This window comes from Pseudomonas monachiensis (genome assembly GCF_047345015.1).
Lineage (GTDB): Bacteria > Pseudomonadota > Gammaproteobacteria > Pseudomonadales > Pseudomonadaceae > Aquipseudomonas > Aquipseudomonas monachiensis.
In genome coordinates, this window is record NZ_CP178857.1 from 617,174 (window position 1) to 631,442 (window position 14,269).

The window sequence follows — 14,269 nt, forward strand, 5'->3', positions numbered from 1 at the left end:
GCATAGAATCATTCAGCCAAAACGGACGTTTTTTACCGAATGCAGAGCTTTGTCCTACTGATCTGGCTGGCGCTGTGCGCCGCACAGGATGCCCGGCAACGGCACATCGTCAACGGCCTCACCCTGGGCGGCGGTGCCCTGGCCCTGGCATGGTTGCTGTGGAGCGGCACGACCTGGCTGGGTGCCGAGGCACAACAGGGTGGCTGGGCCTTTTTGTTGGCCCTGGGCTTCACGCTACCGGGCTATGCCATGAAGCGAATGGGTGGCGCCGACGTGAAACTCATGGCCGCCCTGGCTCTTGCGACGGACGGTATGCACGTGCTCGGCACGTTTATTGGCGCCGGATTGGCCAGCGTTTTCTGGCTGCTGCTGGCGCCAAGAGTCTGGCTTCATATGGGTCAAGGGCTTAGAACCCATCTTTTTTACATGGCACCTGAACTGTCAAGGAAGCAGCCATTTGCACCCTTCGTGCTGGTGGGGCTGATTCTGACATTTGCCTGGTTCCGCTAGCCGACCCTTTTGTGTACATAGCCGCAAACTACGTCTACTTTTCAGACAGAAGTTGTACAGCCGCTGGCTGTCGCTGAGGGACGGGTCAACCTTTGACCTGACAGGGAGTTACTCGTGAGCAAGTTTACTTCGGCAGTAAAAGTCCTTGTGGTCGACGATGCGCCATTGATCGTTGAAGAGCTTTGCGAGTTTCTGGAGGGCAAAGGTTACCGTTGTGTTCCCTGCGAATCGGGCTATCAGGCGATCGAGCGTTTCAACGAAGACCTCGATATCGGCCTGGTGCTACTGGACCTTCACATGCCCGGCATGGACGGTATTGAGCTGATGCAGGAGTTGCAGCGGCTATCGGGCAAGCACCGGGCGTTCGAGGCGATCATGCTCACCGGGTGTGCCGACAAGCAGGATGTGATCAAGGCCCTGCGCGCTGGCGTTGCCGACTATTACCAGAAGCCGATCGATCTGGATGAGTTGTTCGAGGGGTTGCAGCGGCAGGAAGTGGCCTTGCAGGAGAGGCACAAGAACCTGCAGTTGGGGCATTTGAATCAGAAGCTGCAGTATCTGTCCGAGTCGATCGATGATCTGTACCAGGATCTGGACAAGGTTCGGCGTGGGCCGCATGCGGCTGACGCGGGTGTCGCTGATGGTGATGCGGTGGAGGTTCCGGCGATGTTCAATCAGCTGTCACCGCGGCAACTGGACGTGGCGCGGTTGGTGGGCAAGGGGCAGACCAATTATCAGATTGCCTGTGAGTTGGGGATTACCGAGAACACGGTGAAGTTGTATGTGTCGCAGGTGTTGCGGTTGACGCATATGCATAATCGGACGCAGTTGGCGTTGGCCTTGTCGCCCAGTGGGACCGTGGGGCGGCAGCGGGTTACGGCGCACTGAGGCTTGGCGGCCTCTGGGCCGACCATGCTGGTGGTTTAGGTTGAGTACATATCCGTTGCTGCGGTAACGGCTGCTTATGGTTCCGCTCTTACAGCGGGTCACTTTTGGCAAACGCCCCAAAAGTAACCAAAAGGTCTCGCCCCTTACGTACGGCCCCTCGCTTAGGCTCGGCGTTCCTTCGCTGCGGTATTCATCCGGGGGCATTGCCCTCCGGTCGGCTTCGCTTCGACCTACATGCAATGAGTTCGACTGCGTCGAACGGCGCTACGCGCCAATCCCCGGATAAACACCTCCGCTCAGCCTTCCGAGGGGGCGGGTGGATCAAGATCAAGAGCTGCAGGCGAGCTAACGCTCGGCCTGATGAGTGGTGAAGAGCGACGCGGTGTACGCCGACCTGTCTTTGCCTTTCTGTGGGAGCGGGCTTGCCCGCGATGACGTCCTTTCAGCCAACACATTCCTGTGTAGTTTTCCTCAAACCCCTGGGAAATCTCCGACACGCTTTTCAGGTTGTCCGTCGGAAGCGCGATCTCTAGCCTTTGTCGGTCGCTGCAAAATCAGTGACCGGGCTGTCGCGGCCTTTTAGTCTACTTGGTGCATAATCCACCGGCTCAAACCGGAGCGCTTCGGTGCTTGTCGTTTGATGTAATGGTGGCTGTGCGCGGGATACCTTCGGGTATGCCGGGTTTCCAAGTAGCTCGGTCCGCGACCCCGCGTACAGCTGCCACCCTTGATTGCTGTCGCGGCGATCAGTGGCAGCTCCATCTCATACTTGGAGCTTCACCATGATCAAACCCACCCCAAATCCCCCAAAACCTGTCACCCACAAGCCAGGCACGATGTTTGTCATCGCCCCGAATATCGACACCGAAACCCTGCTGGCCCACGCCTGTGAGTCACTGGCGTCGGCGAGTGTGATGGCGAGTGATTTCGCTGGGTTTCTGCAGGGCTCGCAGCGCAATACGATGCTGGGGATTGCGCAGGTGATCATGCTGGGTGAGCTGGCGGTGAATCGGGCGCTGGATAATCTCGATCCGCAGGATTAGTGCCCAAAGGACCTGGCCAGGGCCGTGAAGCCCGGGCCGGCCAGGACGATCAATAACGCCGGGAAGAGAAACAGCATCATCACCACGGACATTTTGGCGGACATTTTGGAGATGTATTCCTGCAGGCGCGTCAGGCGTCGGTCGTCGAGCAACTGTTTGAGCGCCAGCAGGGATTTCATCGCGCCGCCACCCTGATGGATCAATTGTTGAAGGATCACGCAGGTGTCGGTGAACTCGTCTACCGCAAGCAAGCGGGTGGTCTTGTTCAACTCTTCGCCCAGTTCCAGGCCGGAGTCGACGCGGGTCAGAATCAGGCGCAGTTCATGGGTCAGGACGGGCAGCAACTGCCTGCCCTCCTGGCTCAGCACACGCAGGGATTGCTCCACCGCCATGCCGGATTCGAACAGGGTGCGCAGCAGTGCAATGAAGGTCGAGGTTTCGGTGGCCAGTTGTTTTTGCCGACGCTGTGCGGCGGCGGCCAGCCAGCGCTTGGGCAACAGATAGCCGGCGCTGGTGGCGAGCATCGGGGCGATCCAGTGGTTCTCCACATTCGGGAAGAACAGCCCCTGGATCAGCAGGCACAAGGACAGCGCCAACATCGGCACACCCACCTGCAAGGCGGCGAACAGCGAGCGTTGGCGTACGCTGCGCCAGCCCAGGCGGTTGAGCAGGGCCTGGGTTTCGTTGTCCATTTTGACCGACTGCTGCCCCAGCCGACTGGCTCCCAGGGCATGCAGCAGTTGGGTGAGGTGGCTATCACCGGGCGCCTTGCCATCGAGGCGCTGGGCCACTTGGCGTGCCCGTCGGCTTTGGTCCAGCAAGGCGCTGAGCAACAACAGCGCAGCCCCGAAAAGCAGCAGTGCGCTCACCAGCAAGAGCATCGTCATATTCATAGGCTACGCAACATGCGCCAAAGCGCCAGGCAACCGAATACCTGAAATCCGAAGGCACTCGCCAGCATGATTTGCCCCGAGCTGTCGTGCCACATGGAAAGCAGGTAGGTTGGATTGGTGAGTAGAAAGTAGCCAGCGACCGAGACCGGCAGCAGGGCCAGGACCACGGCAGTGATGCGGGTTTCGCCGGTCATGGCCTTCAACTGGCGAGCCGCTTGCTCGCGCTCGCGGATCATCTTGATCAGGTTTTCCAACAGCTCACTGGCATTGCCGCCGTAGTGGTGGTTGACCTTCAAGCCGAGTGCGAGCAGGCGTAGTTCGTCTTTTTCGTACAGTTCGGCGAAGTCCGAAGCGGCGTCTGCCAGGCTGACCCCCAGTTGCACATTGCGTTGAATCCGGCCCATCGCATTTTTCAGCGGGTGTTCGGCCGCATCGATGGCGCCGAGCACGGCATCGGCCAGGGTTCGCCCGGACTTCAAGCTGCGTACGGCATGGTCGAGCAGCATCGGCAGTTGGTCGATCATGCGACTGAGGCGACGCTGATAACGCCAGCTGACGAATAGTCGTAGCACCACCGGAGGCACCAGCAGCGCCAGTAGCGCGCCGATCCAGCCACCCAGGGCAATCCCCAGCAGCACCCCGAGTATCCAGAACACCAGCCATTGGCCCAGGCGTTCGGTGGGGCGTCCGAGACCGGCACGCAGGAACGCCCGCTCAAGGCCCGCCCATGATGACTTCTGCACGGCCCGAAGCGGTTGTCCCTGGTTCAGGCGTCCCAGAATCCGTTCGTTGCCGGTCTGGCGCAAGCCGCTATAGAGCAGGCGCAGCGCCAGGCCGAGAAAGATCAGGCAAACGAGGATGAGCAGCGCCGGTTTGAGCATGCCGTGACCTCAGTACGCCGAGGGAGACAGCGCCGAGTCCCGGCGCAATTTGTCGCCAGCCGGGTTCACGGCTTCGCGCAGGAAACCAAATCCGGTGTGGCGGTCGAAACGGAACAGTGTGTTGGTGACATACACGTCGTCGCGCACACCAACGACTTCCACCACTTCACTGACGCAGCGGCGACCGTCGGGCAGGCGCGTGAGCTGGATGACCACGTCGAGCGCCGCGCAGATCATTTGTCGCAGGGTGCGTTCGGCGATGCTGCGACCGGTCAAGCCCACCAGGGTTTCCAGGCGCAGCAGTGCATCCTGGGCGTTGTTGGCGTGTACGGTACTCATCGAACCGTCGTGGCCGGTGTTCATCGCGGTCAGCACATCGACCACTTCGACGCCGCGAATCTCACCGAGGATGATCCGGTCCGGGCGCATCCGCAGGGCGTTGCGAATCAGGTCGCTGGCTTTCACCTCGCCATGGCCTTCGGCATTCGGTGGACGGGTTTCCAGGCGCACGACGTGAGGGTGGCCCAGTTGCAGTTCGGCGACGTCTTCGATGGTGACCAGTCGTTCGTGGGGGTTGATCAACTGGCTGAGAATGTTCAGCAGCGTGGTCTTGCCGGTGCCGGTGCCGCCGCTGATCAGGATGTTGCAGCGCTTGCCCACGGCTTCATGAATGAATTCGAAGATCCCGTGATCGATGGTTTGCATCGCGATCAGGTCGGAGCTTTTGAGCATGTCCTGGCGGAACTTTCGGATCGACAGGCACGGGCCATCGAGGGCAATCGGCGGAATGATGGCGTTGACCCTGCTGCCGTCCGGCAGGCGCGCGTCGACCATGGGCGAGGACTCATCGAGACGTCGACCCAGGGGCGCGAGAATCCGTTGCATGACACGTTCGACGTGGTGCGAATCGATAAAGCGCAGGTCACTCAAGTGCAGCAAGCCTTCGCGTTCGACAAATACCCGGTGCGGCCCGTTGACCAGAATCTCGGTCACCGTCGGGTCGCGCAGCAGTACTTCCAGAGGGCCGAAACCGGTGAGTTCGTCGACGATCTCTTCGGCCAGGCGCTCCATTTCATAGCGGGAAATCGCCAGGTGCAAACGCGCGATGTACTCGGCCACCTTGTCGATCACGAACTGCGACAGCGCCTGGCGCGAACCCTCCAGCAGGTTTTTCCCCGACTCTTCGATGGCGTCGATGATGTAGCGGTGCAGCACCAGTTTCAGGCCTTCGTGGTCGGTGTTGCCGATTGCGCCGCGATGGGGGGAACCGAAGAGTTTTTCACTGCTCATTGTGCGCCCCTCAAGCGGTTGAACCAGCCGGTCTTGGGTTTGGCCAGGCCTTCGGAATGCTTGGCCAGGCGCTCGCCGAGGGCGCGCAGGCCCTGGGTGAGGCCCTCGCGTGGGGCCAGTTCGAACAGGGTCAGGCCCTGGTTCTTGGCGTTGAGCCGCACTTCCGGGCTGTAGGCGAGGGTGGCGATGATCTCCAGGCCGAACGTCTTGCCCAGGGTGTCGGAGTCCGGTGCGACGCTACGCAGGTAGCGGTCCACGAGCAGTTTGGCGTGATCGAGCTTCATGCCTTTTTCGCGCCACAAGTTGAGCACCGTGAGGTTGCGGCGGCAGTCGAGCACGTTCTGGTCGGTGTACCACAGCAGTTTGTCGCAATGGCTGACGAAGGTGCGCAGCGCCTCACTGTCGGGTTGACCTGTGAGGTTTACCACGATGTGCTGGAAGTGTTGGCGCAGGGCGCTGAGCAACATGTACAGCTCGGCGGCGCTGGTGTGTTCCAGCGGTTCATCGCCACTGGCGTAGGCGAGGATGCGCAGCCCGGCTTCGCAACTGGTGAAGGCGCTGTCGATCAGTGTCGCGTCCAGGCGTCGCAAGTGGCGCAATGCATCGCCGAAATGAAACGAGCTTTCAAGGCCCAGCAGCGCCAGGCTATCGCCCCGGGGTAATCCAAGGTCCAGCAGCAGCGTGTGCTGACCGCTTTTTTGCACCACTTGCGCCATGTGTGTGGCCAGCAACGCGCCGTCGGCGCTGCTCTGCACGCCATACAGCACGGTCAGGCGGCCAAGGTGCGTGTTCGGCGCGACAGCGGGCAGGCGTTTGCTCAGGCGTCGCACCAGCCCCGCGACTTCACTTGAGCGTGAACCATAGGCCACGAAGTCCCTGGCCCCGGCACGCATCGCATTGAGTACAAGCTGGTTGTCCATGCCGTCGCCCAGCGCGACGATCGCCAGCATCGGTTTGGCTTCCAGTGCGCTTTCGATCAACGCGCTTTGGGTGACCACGTGGTCGCGGTCCAGGCCGATGAACACCAGGCTGGCGCAGGTCACGTCCACCAGTGCCAACAGTTCGTCGAGGCTGCCGCCACCGGCGCTGACCACCTGGCCCAGGGGCGCAAGGGCACCTTGCAGCCATTCCAGGTCGGTGCTGTTGCGCGTGATCGCGAGGAAGGTTTGACTCAGGTTCTGGCTCATTGCGGTAACTCGCTACGTGATACCGCACTCGCCGGCAGGCCGCCGAGCAAATTGGCCCGGATCAAGCCGTTGAACAATGGCGTAAAAGGTCTGCGCATGGAAAGGCATCCTTGCTCGACTCAGGGTGTTTGTTGGGTGATCTCGTTACCGCGAATGACTTCCACGCTCTGCTTGCGCGGCGCGGCGCCAGAGCTGGTGGTGACAGGTTTGGGTGGCCCGGTCATGGCCAACTGGCTGAATTGCAACAACTCGCGGTTGGCATTGGCCAGGTTGGCGGCAGAGCCGCTGTCGCCGGCCCAGTAACGCGCCAGGCGTTTTTCATCGGCGCTACGCACGGCCAGGCGCAGCACGCCGGCCTGGGTCGCGAGCATCAGGCGGCTCACCAGTTGTTCAGGAACGGCGAGCAACACGGTCCGCGCCGCGGCGCGGGATTGATCCTGTTTGAGTTTTTCATCGGCGTTGCGCGCCGGGCTGGAAGGCTGGCCGTCGTTGGTCAACCCCAATTGCTCGCCGACCCCGAGCACCCGCAAGGCCGGCACCACGAGTTGAGCCGTTGGCTGAGGATTGAGGGTGTCCATGCGCAGGAACAGCAGCACATCGACATAGTCCCCCGGCGTCAGTTGCCCGCCGACTATGACCACTTCGTCTGTGGCGACCGCGAGGGCGCGCTCATTGGGGCGGATCATCCGCGACAGCTTGCTGCCGGCTTCGAAGCTTTCGTCGTTGAGCCAGCTGCCGGCGGTGAGGGCGCGCCAGGGGGTACGGCCAATCGCCTGGTCGAGGCTGGTCAGGCTGCCGACCGGGGCGGTGTGCAACTGTTCCAGGACGACATCGGCGGGGGTGACCGGGGTATATGGCGCGACATCGTTGACCAGCACGACCACCGGATGGCGGGTCGGGTCATTTGCCGACAGAGGTGCCTGTGGGATGGCCAGCGGTGCATTGGCGGTGGATTGGGCAACGGCCTCGGGGGCCGGTTGGCGACTCAATGAGAGTCCCCAGTAGCCGGTAATGATGGCGCCGACCAGAAACAGTCCGGCGAGGCCCAGAGTGACACGGCTGTTCATGAAGGCTCTCCCTTTCCTGCTGCGCAAACCTCGTCAAGTCCAACGAGACAACTTCGCAATCAGGCAGCTATGAACATGGAACTATTTCGCTATTTGACCGTAGCGCAGGTAGAGCAAAATGCCATTAGTGCGGGGAAAATATCTAACGGAAGTGCAAAGTTGCGATAAAACGACCTGTTTTTGACGTCAACGAAACGGTTAATGCTTTCGTATTAATGCGTATTTACAGTTGTTGGGCCTGGGAATGCCGACAATGCTGGTGCTGGCACTGGGGAATCATGTTGCGTCCGTGCAACACCCGTCGTCGTCCAGGAGAAATGCCATGTCTTTTTCCACGCTTGTTTTGAAGGTCGCTGCCGAAATCGCATATTACAAAGGCTTGATCAAGGATACCGAGGGGGCTTCAGGTATTGAGTACGCGGTTATCGCTGCCATGGTCGCGGTGGTTATCGCCGGGCTCAGTTCGGGCGTTGGGGATGATATTAGGACGGTGTTCGGCAATATCAGGACTGCACTGGTCCCTAGTTCCTGATTAAGGCATCGGAAATGCTGAAATCGGGTACTAACATCAGCGCTTCGTCCATTGCAGGTGTTACCTCATGAACACTCACGCACAGCCACGCCAACAGTTGCTTCTGGTGGATGACGAAGAGGACGCATTGCTTGAGTTGGCTGAGTTGCTGGAGGGTGAGGGGTTCAACTGCTTTACGGCCACTTCGGTCAAGCTCGCGCTGCAGCATCTGACCCGGCATCCCGATATCGCTTTGGTGATCACCGATTTGCGCATGCCGGAGGAGAGCGGCATGTCGTTGATCAAGCGCTTGCGCGAGCATACGTCGCGCCAGCATTTGCCGGTGATTGTGATGTCGGGGCATGCGGGCATGGATGATGTCAGTGACATGTTGCGCTTGCAGGTGCTGGATCTTTTTCGCAAGCCGATTTATCACGTGCGGTTGTTGGAGACGCTCAATAATCTGTTTCCTCAGCCGCAGGTTTATCTGGTCAAGCGTTGACTTGGCGGCCTCTGGGCCGACCATGTTGGTGGTTTGGGTTGAGTACATATCCATTTCTGCGGTAACGGCGGCTGGCGGTTTCGCCCTTACGGCGACTCACTTTTTTACAAGCGCCTAAAAAAGTAAGCAAAAAACGCTCGCCCCTTACGTACGGCCCCTCGCTAAGGCTCGGGGTTCCTTCGCTGCGGTATTCATCCGGGGGCATTGCCCTCCGGTCGGCTTCGCTTCGACCTACATGCAATGAGTTCGACTGCGTCGAACGGCGCTGCGCGCCAATCCCCGGATGAACACCTCCGCTCAGCCTCCCGAGGGGGCGGGTGGATCAAGATCAAGAGCTGCAGGCGAGCTAACGCTCGGCCTGATGAGTGGTGAGAAGCGGCGCGGTGTGGGCTGCTCTGCCTTTGCTCTTCTGTGGGAGCGGCGGTGTGGCGATCCGACTTGCCCGCGAAGACTGCCTGCCGGCCGACCTGAACCTGGTGGATGTACCTTGAACCTGTGGGAGCGGGCTTGCCCGCGAAGGCGGCCTGCCAGCCGACCTGAACCTGGCGGATGTACCTTGGCCCTGTGGGAGCGGGCTTGCCCGCGAAGGCGGCCTGACAGCCGACCTGATTTTTGCAGATGTCCCCAATCCCTGTGGGAGCGAGCCTGCTCGCGAAGGCGGCCTGACAGCCGACCTGATTTTTGCAGATGTCCCCAATCCCTGTGGGAGCGGGCTTGCCCGCGAAGGCGGCCTGAAAGCCGACCTGATTATCTGAGTGTACGCAGCCCATCAGGAGCACGCTTCCTCACCATAAATATCAGCCGTTCAGGCCACCGGTCGCCAATGCCCGACCATATGCTCCAGCTCCCCGAGACCCACCAATTGAAAGTCCCCACTCGGCCCCGGCGCACTGGCCAGCAACGTCACTTCACTGGGTAACCGTACCGGCTTCTTGAACTGCACTTCGATCTCGACATTCGCCACAGGCAGATGCCCGGCCAGCGCAGCCAGGGTGCGCGCCTTGTTCCACAGACCATGGGCGATGGCGGTCGGGAAGCCGAAGAGTCGGGCGCTGGCCGCGCTCAGGTGAATCGGGTTGTAGTCGCCGGACACCTTGGCGTATTGCCGGCCGATGTCCGAGGGCGCTTTCCAGTGCTCGACTTCGCTCAGGGCCAGGCTCGGTACCAGGCTCTCTTCGAGCGGTTCGCCCTCGAGTTTGACGCCGCGACAGAGCATCCGGCTTTCTGCTTCCCACAACGGGCCCAACTGATCGTCGAGTATGGTCAGCAAATCGAACGTTGCGCCTTTGGCGTGGGGTAGCAGGTTCTGCACTTGCACGCTGACGCGCACCCGACTCACCCCGCCCATGGGGCGCAGTACACGAATGCGGTTGCTCAGGTGAATCAGACCCAACAGCGGGAACGGGAAGTCCCTGGCTGTGAGCAGTTGCATCTGCAAGGCAAACCCGAGGATGTGCGGGTAGGTCGGCGGCAGCAGGCCGTTGTCGGCGAAACCACAGACCTTGCGATAGGCCGCCAGGCGCTTGGGATCGACTTCGACCCAGCAACGCAACCCCGAATCGGGCAGGTGGCTGCCAGTGATTTTGCGCCGTGTCGCCGCTCGTGCGTACAACCCCGGCAGGCCGGGTTCGCGGTTGAGTGTGTGCCAGTCGGTGATCATCCTTAAGCTCCCAGAACGCTTTGCCCACATACGCGCAATGCTTGCCCGGTGAACGCGCCGGTGCCCGGTTGCGCGAGCCAGGCCACGGCCTCGGCGACGTCCTGCGGCAGGCCGCCCTGGCCCAGCGAACTCATGCGCCGTCCGGCTTCGCGCAGGCCGAAGGGAATGTGTGCGGTCATCTGCGTTTCGATGAACCCCGGCGCCACGGCGTTGATGCTGATGCCGCGCTCTTGGAGCAGCGGCGCCCAGGCTTGTGCCATACCGATCAACCCGGCCTTGCTCGCCGCGTAATTGGTTTGCCCGCGATTGCCGGCGATGCCGCTGATGGACGCCAGCAGGATCACCCGGCCGTTGTCGTGCAGGGTGCCGCTGTCGAGCAGGGCTTTGGTCAGCACTTGCGGCGCATTGAGGTTGACCGCCAGCACCGCGTCCCAGAATTCCGGGGTCATGTTGGCCAGGGTTTTATCCCGGGTGATGCCGGCGTTGTGCACCACGATGTCGAGGCCATCGGGCAATTGTTCGATCAACTGCACGGCGGCGTCTTCGGCGCAGATGTCGAGGGTGATGCTGCGCCCGCCGAGGCGCGCGGCGAGCGCTTCGAGATCGGTTTTGGCCGCAGGCACGTCAAGCAGGGTGACGTCGGCACCATCACGGGCCAGGGTTTCGGCGATGGCGGCACCGATACCGCGTGCTGCGCCGGTAACCAGAGCCTTGCGCCCGGCGAGCGGGCGTGTCCAGTCGGTGACTGGCGTCGCGCACGGATTCAAGCGAATGACCTGCCCGGACACGAAGGCGCTTTTCGGCGAGAGGAAAAACCGCAGCGGGCCTTCCAGCTGCGCCTCGGCACCTTCGCCGACGTAGATCAATTGCAGGGTGGCACCGCTGCGTAATTCCTTGGCCAGGGAACGGCCGAAACCTTCCAGGGCACGCTGTGCACTGGCGGCGAACGGGTCGCGCAGGGTTTGCGGGTCACGCCCGAGAATCACCAGGTGCGCACAGTGTTCGAGGTTCTTCATCAGCGGCTGGAAAAACTCGCGCAGTTGCTTGAGCTGATCGGTGTGCAGCAGGTCACTGGCGTCGAATACCACGGCCTTGAGTTTCGGTCCGTGGCCGGGAATCCAGGCCGTGGCCATCGAAGGCTCGGTGCCGTAGCTGTAGATCGCGTCGGTCAGGCGGTTGGCGAAGGCGTTGACGTGTTCGGTCAACGGCCCGCCGCCGATCAGCAGTGCGCCTTCCACAGGTCGCAACCGGCCCGCTTGCCAGCGCTCAAGCCTGGTCGGCGTCGGCAACCCCAGGGCGCCGACCAGGCGGTGGCCGATGGACGAATTGGCGAAGTCGATATAGCGGTCAGACATGGAACGCGCTCCGAAAGCTGGGGATCAAAGTGTGGACCACGAATGGCGATCAGTCGTTCGATCCACGAGATAAGGCCTACGCTTGGTCATTGTAGGAGCTGCCGAAGGCTGCGATCTGTTGATCTTGATTCCAAAAAAGCCAAGTCAAAAGATCGCAGCCTTCGGCAGCTCCTACAGGGGGAGTTTCAATTTTGGCAATTTCATCAGGAGCTTTTCATGACCCAACTGCGCCGCGTCGCGATCATCGGCGGTAACCGGATTCCCTTCGCCCGCTCCAATGGCCCCTACGCCACGGCCAGTAACCAGGTGATGCTCACCGCCGCCCTCGAAGGCCTGATCGAGCGTTACAACCTGCACGGCCAGCGCATCGGCGAGGTGGTCGCCGGGGCGGTGCTCAAATTGTCGCGGGACATGAACCTCACACGTGAGTGCGTACTGGGTTCGCGACTGTCGCCCGCCACCTCGGCCTATGACATCCAGCAGGCGTGCAGCACCGGGTTGGAGGCCGCGCTGCTGGTGGCGAACAAGATTGCCCTGGGGCAGATCGACTGTGGCATTGCCGGTGGCGTGGACACTACCTCGGATGCGCCGATCAGCGTCAGCGAAGGCCTGCGCAAAATACTTCTGCAAGCCAACCGCGCGAAAACCACCGGCGACAAACTGAAAACCTTCCTGCAGTTGCGTCCCAAGCATCTGCTTCCTGAATTCCCGCGCAACGGCGAGCCGCGTACCGGGTTGTCCATGGGACAGCATTGCGAGTTGATGGCGCAGACCTGGGACATCCCGCGCGAAGCACAGGATCAATTAGCGTTCGAGAGCCATCAGAAACTGGCCGCGTCCTACGCCGAGGGCTGGCACAACGACCTGATGACACCCTTCCTGGGCCTGACCCGCGACAACAACCTGCGCCCGGACTCCACGCTGGAAAAGCTCGCCGCGCTCAAGCCGGCCTACGAGAAAAGCGCCAAGGGCACCCTGACCGCCGGCAACTCCACGCCACTGACCGATGGTGCGTCACTGGTGCTGTTGGGCAGCGAGGAATGGGCCAAGGCACGCGGCTTACCGATCCTGGCCTACTGGCGTGACGGCGAGGCGGCGGCGGTGGATTTCGTCAACGGCGCCGAGGGCTTGTTGATGGCACCGGTCTACGCCGTGCCCCGGTTGCTGGCGCGCAATGGCCTGACCTTGCAGGACTTCGACTACTACGAAATCCACGAAGCCTTCGCCGCGCAAGTGCTGTGCACCTTGAAGGCCTGGGAAGATCCCGAGTACTGCAAAACCCGTCTCGGGCTCGATGCGGCGCTGGGCTCGATCGACCGCAGCAGGCTCAACGTCAAGGGCAGTTCATTGGCGGCGGGGCATCCGTTTGCCGCTACGGGCGGGCGCATCGTCGCCAACCTGGCGAAGTTGCTGGATGTGGCGGGCAAGGGGCGGGGACTGATTTCGATCTGCGCGGCGGGCGGGCAGGGCGTGACCGCCATCATCGAACGCTGAACACAGAACAACTGTGGGAGCGAGCTTGCTCGCGATGGCGGTGTGTCAGTCAACAAAGATGTTGAAACTGGTGGCCTCATCGTCGGAACGCCGCCCGGAGCACGCTCGCTCCCACAGGGTTTGGGGGTATGGCGACTAATTAGGTCCGGAACCTGCGCACCAACCCGTCCAGCTCACTGGACAACCCGGCCAGGCTCTGGGAGTCCAGGCGCGCCGAGTTGGCCAGTTCCGCCACCAATTGCGCATCGCCATGGATCTGGCTGATGTGCCGGTTGATGTCTTCGGCCACTTGATGCTGTTGTTCCGCCGCCGTGGCGATCTGGGTGTTCATGTCGCGGATCACGTCCACCGACTCGCGGATCTGTCCGAAGCTGTTGCGTGCCTCGCCGATGCGGGTCACCGATTGCTGGGACACTTCCAGGCTGGCGTGCATCTGATGGGCCACCTGGCTGGTGCGTTTGGCCAGATTGCCCAGCAGTCCGTCGATTTCCGCCGTGGAGTCGGCGGTGCGCTTGGCCAAGGCCCGCACTTCGTCGGCCACCACGGCAAAGCCGCGTCCCTGTTCACCGGCACGGGCCGCTTCGATCGCGGCGTTCAGCGCCAGCAGGTTGGTCTGTTCGGCGATCGAGCGGATGGTCCCCAGGATCGACTGAATGTCGTTGCTGTCGCGTTCGAGCTGTTGCATCGACTGGGCCGACTGTTCGATTTCCTGGCTCAGGCGATCCACGCTGTTCACCGCCGCGTCGATCTGCTGCTGACCTTCGCGCGCCTGGCGCTGGCCACTGTCGGCAGACTCCGCGGCCTGGCTGCAAGAGCGCGCGACTTCGTTGGCGGTGGCGACCATTTCGTGGAACGCCGTGGAGACCATGTCCACCGCTTCACGCTGGCGTCCGGCGGCTTCGGCCATGTCGCTGGAGACCTGGGTCGAACTCTTGGACGTGGCGAGGATCTTGCCCGCCGCGCCGCCGATGTTCTGGATCAGGTTGCG

14 protein-coding genes are annotated in these 14,269 nt (G+C 61.7%); 6 read left to right on the forward strand and 8 right to left on the reverse strand.

Translation table 11 applies throughout. The features are described 5' to 3' along the window. Positions 1 to 39 precede the first annotated feature (39 nt). The 3 genes from ACMDB8_RS02675 to ACMDB8_RS02685 all read left to right on the forward strand — a co-directional run bounded on the left by ACMDB8_RS02675 (position 40) and on the right by ACMDB8_RS02685 (position 2,441). A complete protein-coding gene (locus ACMDB8_RS02675; RefSeq protein ID WP_409078600.1) occupies positions 40 to 510 on the forward strand; it encodes a prepilin peptidase in 471 nt (156 codons plus the stop codon). 114 nt (positions 511 to 624) lie between these two features. Beyond that, positions 625 to 1,398, forward strand: a complete 774-nt coding sequence (locus ACMDB8_RS02680) for a response regulator transcription factor (RefSeq protein WP_409078601.1) — start codon at positions 625 to 627, stop codon at positions 1,396 to 1,398. Between the two features lie 782 nt (positions 1,399 to 2,180). Then, positions 2,181 to 2,441, forward strand: coding sequence for a DUF6124 family protein (locus ACMDB8_RS02685; protein WP_056725249.1), 261 nt, complete (start codon positions 2,181 to 2,183; stop codon positions 2,439 to 2,441). On the opposite strand, the gene ACMDB8_RS02690 is transcribed toward ACMDB8_RS02685, so the two are convergent. The 5 genes from ACMDB8_RS02690 to cpaB form a co-directional block, all read right to left on the reverse strand. Continuing rightward, on the reverse strand, positions 2,438 to 3,328 hold the full coding sequence (locus ACMDB8_RS02690; RefSeq protein WP_056725246.1) for a type II secretion system F family protein: 891 nt from the start codon (positions 3,326 to 3,328) through the stop codon (positions 2,438 to 2,440). The genes ACMDB8_RS02685 and ACMDB8_RS02690 overlap by 4 nt on opposite strands. Before the next feature lie 2 nt (positions 3,329 to 3,330). Next, a complete protein-coding gene (locus ACMDB8_RS02695; protein WP_409078602.1) occupies positions 3,331 to 4,215 on the reverse strand; it encodes a type II secretion system F family protein in 885 nt (294 codons plus the stop codon). Positions 4,216 to 4,224: 9 nt separating this feature from the next. Beyond that, complete coding sequence (locus ACMDB8_RS02700; RefSeq protein WP_056725242.1) at positions 4,225 to 5,505, reverse strand: CpaF family protein; 1,281 nt, start codon at positions 5,503 to 5,505, stop codon at positions 4,225 to 4,227. Continuing rightward, entirely contained in the window at positions 5,502 to 6,692 is a 1,191-nt protein-coding gene (locus ACMDB8_RS02705) for an AAA family ATPase (RefSeq protein ID WP_056725241.1), read from the reverse strand. The genes ACMDB8_RS02700 and ACMDB8_RS02705 overlap by 4 nt, the downstream gene beginning before the upstream one ends. 119 nt (positions 6,693 to 6,811) lie before the next feature. Continuing rightward, positions 6,812 to 7,759 (reverse strand): Flp pilus assembly protein CpaB, encoded by a 948-nt coding sequence (gene cpaB / locus ACMDB8_RS02710; protein WP_223541696.1) that lies wholly within the window; start codon positions 7,757 to 7,759, stop codon positions 6,812 to 6,814. 322 nt (positions 7,760 to 8,081) lie between these two features. Here cpaB and ACMDB8_RS02715 point away from each other — a divergent pair, with 322 nt between their 5' ends. Beyond that, positions 8,082 to 8,291, forward strand: coding sequence for a Flp family type IVb pilin (locus tag ACMDB8_RS02715; protein ID WP_056725239.1), 210 nt, complete (start codon positions 8,082 to 8,084; stop codon positions 8,289 to 8,291). Between the two features lie 67 nt (positions 8,292 to 8,358). After that, positions 8,359 to 8,772 (forward strand): response regulator, encoded by a 414-nt coding sequence (locus tag ACMDB8_RS02720; protein ID WP_056725238.1) that lies wholly within the window; start codon positions 8,359 to 8,361, stop codon positions 8,770 to 8,772. 805 nt (positions 8,773 to 9,577) lie between these two features. On the opposite strand, the gene ACMDB8_RS02725 is transcribed toward ACMDB8_RS02720, so the two are convergent. Together ACMDB8_RS02725 and ACMDB8_RS02730 are read right to left on the reverse strand one after the other, a co-directional pair. After that, complete coding sequence (locus tag ACMDB8_RS02725) at positions 9,578 to 10,432, reverse strand: MaoC family dehydratase (RefSeq protein ID WP_056725237.1); 855 nt, start codon at positions 10,430 to 10,432, stop codon at positions 9,578 to 9,580. 2 nt (positions 10,433 to 10,434) lie between these two features. Then, positions 10,435 to 11,787, reverse strand: coding sequence for a 3-oxoacyl-ACP reductase (locus ACMDB8_RS02730; protein ID WP_409078603.1), 1,353 nt, complete (start codon positions 11,785 to 11,787; stop codon positions 10,435 to 10,437). Positions 11,788 to 12,003: 216 nt separating this feature from the next. Here ACMDB8_RS02730 and ACMDB8_RS02735 point away from each other — a divergent pair, with 216 nt between their 5' ends. Then, positions 12,004 to 13,281: an acetyl-CoA C-acetyltransferase gene (locus ACMDB8_RS02735; RefSeq protein WP_409078604.1), complete on the forward strand. Its 1,278-nt coding sequence runs from the start codon at positions 12,004 to 12,006 to the stop codon at positions 13,279 to 13,281. A gap of 139 nt (positions 13,282 to 13,420) precedes the next feature. Here the strand turns inward: ACMDB8_RS02735 and ACMDB8_RS02740 are convergent, their stop codons facing one another. Further along, a complete protein-coding gene (locus ACMDB8_RS02740; protein ID WP_409078614.1) occupies positions 13,421 to 14,188 on the reverse strand; it encodes a methyl-accepting chemotaxis protein in 768 nt (255 codons plus the stop codon). Positions 14,189 to 14,269 lie beyond the last annotated feature (81 nt).

Coding starts and splice junctions, on each gene's coding strand:
- cpaB (WP_223541696.1), bottom strand. CDS start 7,759: ATGAACAGCCGTGTCACTCTGGGCCTCGCCGGACTGTTTCTGGTCGGC.
- ACMDB8_RS02735 (WP_409078604.1), top strand. CDS start 12,004: ATGACCCAACTGCGCCGCGTCGCGATCATCGGCGGTAACCGGATTCCC.
- ACMDB8_RS02690 (WP_056725246.1), bottom strand. CDS start 3,328: ATGACGATGCTCTTGCTGGTGAGCGCACTGCTGCTTTTCGGGGCTGCG.
- ACMDB8_RS02720 (WP_056725238.1), top strand. CDS start 8,359: ATGAACACTCACGCACAGCCACGCCAACAGTTGCTTCTGGTGGATGAC.
- ACMDB8_RS02705 (WP_056725241.1), bottom strand. CDS start 6,692: ATGAGCCAGAACCTGAGTCAAACCTTCCTCGCGATCACGCGCAACAGC.
- ACMDB8_RS02725 (WP_056725237.1), bottom strand. CDS start 10,432: ATGATCACCGACTGGCACACACTCAACCGCGAACCCGGCCTGCCGGGG.
- ACMDB8_RS02740 (WP_409078614.1), bottom strand. CDS start 14,188: ATGGCCGAAGCCGCCGGACGCCAGCGTGAAGCGGTGGACATGGTCTCC.
- ACMDB8_RS02695 (WP_409078602.1), bottom strand. CDS start 4,215: ATGCTCAAACCGGCGCTGCTCATCCTCGTTTGCCTGATCTTTCTCGGC.
- ACMDB8_RS02730 (WP_409078603.1), bottom strand. CDS start 11,787: ATGTCTGACCGCTATATCGACTTCGCCAATTCGTCCATCGGCCACCGC.
- ACMDB8_RS02700 (WP_056725242.1), bottom strand. CDS start 5,505: ATGAGCAGTGAAAAACTCTTCGGTTCCCCCCATCGCGGCGCAATCGGC.
- ACMDB8_RS02685 (WP_056725249.1), top strand. CDS start 2,181: ATGATCAAACCCACCCCAAATCCCCCAAAACCTGTCACCCACAAGCCA.
- ACMDB8_RS02715 (WP_056725239.1), top strand. CDS start 8,082: ATGTCTTTTTCCACGCTTGTTTTGAAGGTCGCTGCCGAAATCGCATAT.
- ACMDB8_RS02675 (WP_409078600.1), top strand. CDS start 40: ATGCAGAGCTTTGTCCTACTGATCTGGCTGGCGCTGTGCGCCGCACAG.